This is a genomic window from Peterkaempfera griseoplana (assembly GCF_001418575.1).
In the GTDB taxonomy this organism is placed as follows: domain Bacteria; phylum Actinomycetota; class Actinomycetes; order Streptomycetales; family Streptomycetaceae; genus Peterkaempfera; species Peterkaempfera griseoplana.
The window spans coordinates 1-5,502 of record NZ_LIQR01000576.1 but is presented as its reverse complement, the minus strand read 5'-3'; the positions used below and the strand labels follow the sequence as shown (position 1 = coordinate 5,502).

Sequence of the window (5,502 nt, the reverse complement as noted above, 5' to 3'; positions counted from 1 at the left end):
CCGCTGCTCCCCACCCGGTCCGCCCCCCCGGCCGGCCGGTCCGGCGGCTCGGTGCTCGACGCGACCCGTCCGACGCCCTCGGCGTCCGGGGCCCCCTCGCCCTCCGGCGCCCCCGCGGCGGACAGCCCCCCGAACGGGACCGACGCACGGCCCAGCGGCAGCACGTCCTCCGGGACGACCGCCGGCGACCCCGCGCCCTCCGGCTCACCGTCCGGCTCCCCCTCGGGCAGCGCGACCGGCGGCTCCGAGGAGCCGGCGGCGATCGAGCTCACCCCGGCCGGCGACGAGGGGCTGCACGGTTCGGCCTCGGCGGACACGGCCAGCCCCTACGCCTCACGGGACTCGCTCGTCCTGACCGTGGACGAGACGCTGACCGCGGTGGAGGTGGAGGTCCGGGTGAAGCGCTCGGGCGGGGCCGCGGACGCCGGCGCATGGACGGACATGCCGGGGACCGAAGTGACCGTGGAGCTGGACCGCGGCGCCCTGGTGTACCGCTTCACCCTGGGCCACGGCGGGACGGTGCGTCCCGGCCGGTACTCCTTCACGGTGCAGTACTCCCACCGGGACGGCTCCCACGACGCGGCCGCCGACACCTGGCTCGCCTCCGCCTTCGGCGTGGACCACCCGCGCGCGGTCGCCGTCCGGGGCCGCTTCGCCTGACCCGGACGGCGGCACTGCGACGACCTGGGTATACGCTGAACGCGTTCCGTATACTGAACGCGTTCCCGTAATATGAATCACACGGCGTCTGCCGGGCTGTCGAAAGGGGTCAACGGCCATGGCTCTGCCCACCCCCGCGGATGCGGGCGGCTCCCAGGTGAAGTCCGCCGTGCGGACCGTGGAACTCCTCGAGTACTTCGCCGGCCGCCCGGGCATGCACAGCCTCGCCGAGGTGCAGACCTCGCTCGGCTACCCCAAGAGCAGCCTCTACATGCTGCTGCGCACCCTGGTCGAGCTGGGATGGGTGGAGACCGACGCCACCGGCACCCGCTACGGCATCGGCGTGCGGGCGCTGCTGGTCGGCACCGCCTACATCGACGGCGACGAAGTGGTCGCCGCGGCCAGGCCCACCCTGGACCGGCTCGCCGAGGAGACCACCGAGACCATCCACCTCGCCCGCCTCGACGGCGCCGACGTGGTCTACCTCGCCACCCGCCAGTCCCAGCACTACCTGCGCCCCTTCACCCGGGTCGGCCGCAGGCTGCCCGCCCACTCGACCTCCCTGGGGAAGGCCCTGCTGGCCACCCACAGCGACGACGAGGTCCGCAAGATCCTGCCGGAGCGCCTGGCCCCGCTCACCGAGCACACCTTCACCGACCGGGAGGAGCTGATCGAGGAACTGGCGCTGATCCGGGAGCGCGGCTACTCGGTCGACCACGAGGAGAACACCGTCGGACTGCGCTGTTTCGGCATCGCCATCCCGTACCGCACCCCGGCGCGGGACGCGGTGAGCTGCTCGGTGCCGGTCGCCCGGCTCACCCCGGGCCGCGAGCAGCAGATCCGCGACGCCCTCTTCGAGGCCAGGGACCGCCTCACCCTGGCCACCCGTCACCTCTGAGCCGCGGGCCCTACGGCACCGCGACGGACCGTCAGCCGAGGTGCACCGCAGGCGGATCGGCGGTCCCCCGGGGCCGGCGCCTCCGCGTCCGAGGCGGCGCGGGGTGCGCCGGCCCCGGAGGGCCCGCGCGCCGCTTCCGCGAGCACGCGCGGGGCCTCGCCACTCTGTACGGCCCGGGGCCGGAGGGTCAGCGGTAGTCGTCCGGCGAGCCGTCCTTGCCGCCGTACCTGACGTCCTCGAAGTACCCCCAGGCGTCCGGCCGGCTGCCGTCCACATCCCGTACCCCGTAGGTCCTGGCAAGGTCCGCACTGGAGGCGGACTTCCCGTTCCAGCGGGCCGCCCGGTCCGGGTCGGCGGCGAGCGCGGCGACCCCGCGGGCGAGGTAGTAGGGCGACTCGGCGACACCGAAGTCCGGTTCCTGGGCGACGGCGTCGCGCCAGTTCTCCTCGGTCACGCCGAAGTGGGCGAGCATCTGTTCCGAGCGCAGGAAGCCCGGTGTGACGGCGACCGCTGTGCCCCCGTACTCGGCCAGTTCCTCGCCCAGCCCGAAGGCGATCCGGATCGGGGCGTTCTTGGCGAGGTCGTAGTAGAGGTTCTCGCGGTAGCGGCGATTGGAGACCGCCGTGCCGTCGGTGACCTCCACATGCAGCGGCGCGTCCGAGCGGATCAGCAGCGGGAGGACGAGTGCCGCGGTGATCACGTGGGAGCGCACCCCGAGTTCCAGGATGCGCAGGCCGTCGGCGAGCGGCGTCTCCCAGCTCTTCCGGCCGAAGACGGAGTCGACGAGCAGGTGCTCGCCGCCCCAGAGGTCGTTGACGAGGATGTGGAGCCGCTGCTGCTCACGGTCGATCCGCTCGACGAGGGCGCGTACCTGATCCGCGTCCAGATGATCGGTGGGGACGGCGATGCCGGTGCCGCCGGCCGCCGTGACCAGCTCGGCGGTCTCGTCGATGGTCTCCGTGGTCCGGCCGACCTCGCTGGCGCGCTCGCGGGTGGTGCGACCGGTGACATAGACGGTGGCGCCGGCGCGGCCGAGTTCGACGGCGAGGGCGCGTCCGGCACCGCGGGTGGCTCCGGCGACGAGCGCGATCCGGCCGGCCAGCGAGCCGGCCCGGCCGCCGTGCTGGGGGGTGGGGTCCTTGTCCATGCCACCACGATGCACGCCGGCAGTGACAGTCGGCGTCCGCTTGTTCCCGGCGGGATCCGCTGTACCTCGGCTGCTCAGCCCCGCAGGCGGGCCAGGGCGTCGCGGACCAGGGCGAGATCGCCGTCACCGGCCAGACCCGCGTGGTAGAGGCGCAGTTCGCCGGCGCCGTGGGCGGCGGCGTGCCGGGCGTCCTCGGCGAGGGTCGCGGGGCTGCCGCCCATCCCGGAGACCACCGTGAGGTTGGCAGCGAGCACGGTGCCGGGGCGGCGGTGTGCGGCGGCCGCCTCCAGGGTCGCCGCCCGCCGGCCGGCGTCCCCGGTGCAGGGCAGCACCAGGCCGTCGACCAGTGCCAGGACGCGGTCGGCGTCCACCCCGGTGTTGGAGCCGGTGCGGTGCGCCACCGGATCGGCGTGCAGCAGCACCCGGAAGCCGGGCGGGGCCGCCTGCCGCACCGCGCCGACGACCTCCTCCTGGAAGCGGGCCAGGGCCCGCCGCCGGTGGACCATGGTGGCGGCGGCGAGATCGGCGCCCAGCAGCTTCTCCACCCCCGCCCACTCGGCGGCGCCCGTGTCGGCGCCGTCCGGGGCGCGGTACGTCCCGGCCCAGACCGGCTCCAGGGCGCGGACGACGGCGGCGCGCAGCCGTTCGGGCGCGACCCCGGCGTCCTGGTAGCCGCGGGCGCAGGCGTCGCAGAAGCAGAGCGAGAGCAGATACTGCGCGGCGGGGTCGAGCGGCACCCCGGCGATCTTGTCGTGGGCGTGCAGATGGGCCAGTCCGTACCAGCCGCAGGACTCCAGCTCGGTGCCGGCCGCGCCGGGCCGTACGGCGGCCTCGGCGGCCAGCCGGGCGCAGTAGGCACGCACCTGATCGTCGGCGATGCAGGGCGCCCAGGGGTAGCGGTCCCCGTGGGCGTTGACCACCGTGCGGCCCGGGTGTGTCGCGCCCAGCAGGGAGTTGTGGGCCAGCACCACCCAGGAGTGCACCTCCAGCCCGGCGGCGGCGAGGGCCTCGGCGGCGTCTCCCCAGGGGTCGGCGCCGGAGCACCAGCGCTGCGGCGCGGGGGCCAGGGTGTGGCCGGCCCAGCGGGCGGGGTCGATCGGGTAGTAGACGGCGGAGTGGGGTGCGGTGACGATCCGGTGGCCGGGGTGGCGCGGGGTGACGGCGCGGGTGGAGTGGTACGCGGCGGCCAGGGTGGCCTGCTGTACTCCCAGTGCTGCGAGCCGGCCGGGGGCGGCGGGGTCGCCGACGACGTCCCAGGGGTAGAGAAAGGCGGAGCTGCGCACGATGGTCACATTCCTGATCGAGGTCTACATACCTGAACCGATCAGACCGTATGCCGACCCGCCCCGCCGGTCAAGAAGGGCGGGGTTGACCGCCTCGGTGAGCCCGCCTTAGCTTGTCCATGCTTGTGAATGGAATTCATGTTCCTGTCCTCGCCCGAGGAGACGCCCCCATGCCCACCCCCCGCACCGTGCTGCTCACCGGAGCCGCCGGCATCGTCGGTACCTTCCTGCGCCGAAGTCTCCCCGAGTACGGCTACACCCTGCGTCTGCTGGACGCCGCGCCCGTCGACGGCGCCCCGGAGGCCATCACCGCCGACATCCGCGACACCGAAGCCCTGGAGCGCGCCCTCGACGGCGTCGACGCGGTGATCCACCTGGCCGGCATCTCCGTGGAGGCCCCCTTCGAGGAGATCCTCGGCGCCAACATCGAGGGCACCTACCGGCTCTACGACGCGGCCCGCCGCGCCGGCGTCCGCCGCATCGTCTACGCCAGCAGCAACCACGCCGTCGGCTACACCGCCCGGCCCGCCGACGGCGGGGCGGTGACCACCGACATCGCGCTGCGCCCGGACACCTACTACGGCCTGTCCAAGTGCTTCGGCGAGAACCTGGCGTCGCTGTACGCCGACCGTCACGGCATGGAGACCGTCTCCCTCCGCATCGGCTCCTGCTTCGCCCGGCCGCTCACCGTCCGGATGCTCTCCACCTGGCTCAGCCCCGCCGACTGCGCCCGGCTGATGCACGCCTGCCTCACCGCCCCCGACGTCCACCACACCGTCGTCCACGGCACCTCCGCCAACACCCGCGGCTGGATGGACCTCAGCGGCGCCCGCAAGCTCGGCTACGACCCGCAGGACGACTCCGAGCCCTATGCGGCCGAACTGCTGGCACGGCACGGCGAGCTCTCCCCCGAGGACCCCGAGTACCGGCTGCTCGGCGGCGCCTTCACCACCAGCACCGCCTGGCAGTTGTGAGCGCGGCCTGAGAACGCTCGGCCTTCCTCCTTCGTTAGTGTGTCCGCGGGGGTGCGCGACGGCCGGAGTCCGCCGCCGCCCCGCCGCCGCATGCGGCGAGCCGGACACGACGAGGAGGACGACCGTGACCACGGCCCTGACGCAGGGCGGAAACGCCCCGCTGCCCGCCACCCGGGTGACGGTGGAGGTGACCGCGCCCAAGCGGCTGGACGTCTCCGGGCTGCTGCTCGCGGAGAACGGCAAGGTCCGCTCCGACGACGACTTCGTCTTCTTCAACGCCCCCCAGGGCCCCGGGGTGTCCCACCGCCCGGCAGCCCCCGGCTCCCCGGACGCGATCACGGTGGACACCGCCGTCGTCCCCGCCCCGATCCACAAGGTCGTGGTCACCGCCAGCCTGGACGAGGCCGGCGCGACCTTCGCGGGCACCGAGCCCACCGCCACCGTGCGGGACGCCGACACCGGCGAGGAGCTGATCACCTTCACCCCGCCGCGGCTGACCGTGGAGACCGCGCTGGTGGTGGTGGAGGTCTACCGGCGGGG

General features: G+C 74.3%; 6 protein-coding genes. 4 read left to right on the top strand and 2 right to left on the bottom strand.

Going from position 1 to position 5,502, the window contains the following annotated elements; genetic code table 11:
• Together AOK09_RS39715 and AOK09_RS33185 are read left to right on the top strand one after the other, a co-directional pair.
• A partial coding sequence (locus tag AOK09_RS39715) for a hypothetical protein (RefSeq protein WP_055590933.1) occupies positions 1–660 on the top strand: 660 nt, incomplete at its 5' end.
• A 118-nt stretch (positions 661–778) separates the two neighbouring features.
• The gene (locus tag AOK09_RS33185) at positions 779–1,558 is read left to right on the top strand and encodes an IclR family transcriptional regulator (RefSeq protein WP_055590932.1); all 780 of its coding nucleotides are present in this window, start codon (positions 779–781) and stop codon (positions 1,556–1,558) included.
• Between the two features lie 187 nt (positions 1,559–1,745).
• On the opposite strand, the gene AOK09_RS33180 is transcribed toward AOK09_RS33185, so the two are convergent.
• A complete protein-coding gene (locus AOK09_RS33180) occupies positions 1,746–2,705 on the bottom strand; it encodes an SDR family oxidoreductase (protein ID WP_055590931.1) in 960 nt (319 codons plus the stop codon).
• A 74-nt stretch (positions 2,706–2,779) separates the two neighbouring features.
• The gene (locus AOK09_RS33175; RefSeq protein WP_055590934.1) at positions 2,780–3,988 is read right to left on the bottom strand and encodes a hypothetical protein; all 1,209 of its coding nucleotides are present in this window, start codon (positions 3,986–3,988) and stop codon (positions 2,780–2,782) included.
• Between the two features lie 170 nt (positions 3,989–4,158).
• Between AOK09_RS33175 and AOK09_RS33170 the strand changes: the two genes are divergently transcribed.
• Positions 4,159–4,962 (top strand): NAD-dependent epimerase/dehydratase family protein, encoded by an 804-nt coding sequence (locus AOK09_RS33170; RefSeq protein ID WP_055590930.1) that lies wholly within the window; start codon positions 4,159–4,161, stop codon positions 4,960–4,962.
• A 136-nt stretch (positions 4,963–5,098) separates the two neighbouring features.
• Positions 5,099–5,502: TerD family protein (locus tag AOK09_RS42785; RefSeq protein ID WP_245687596.1), on the top strand; the 404-nt coding region annotated here is incomplete at its 3' end.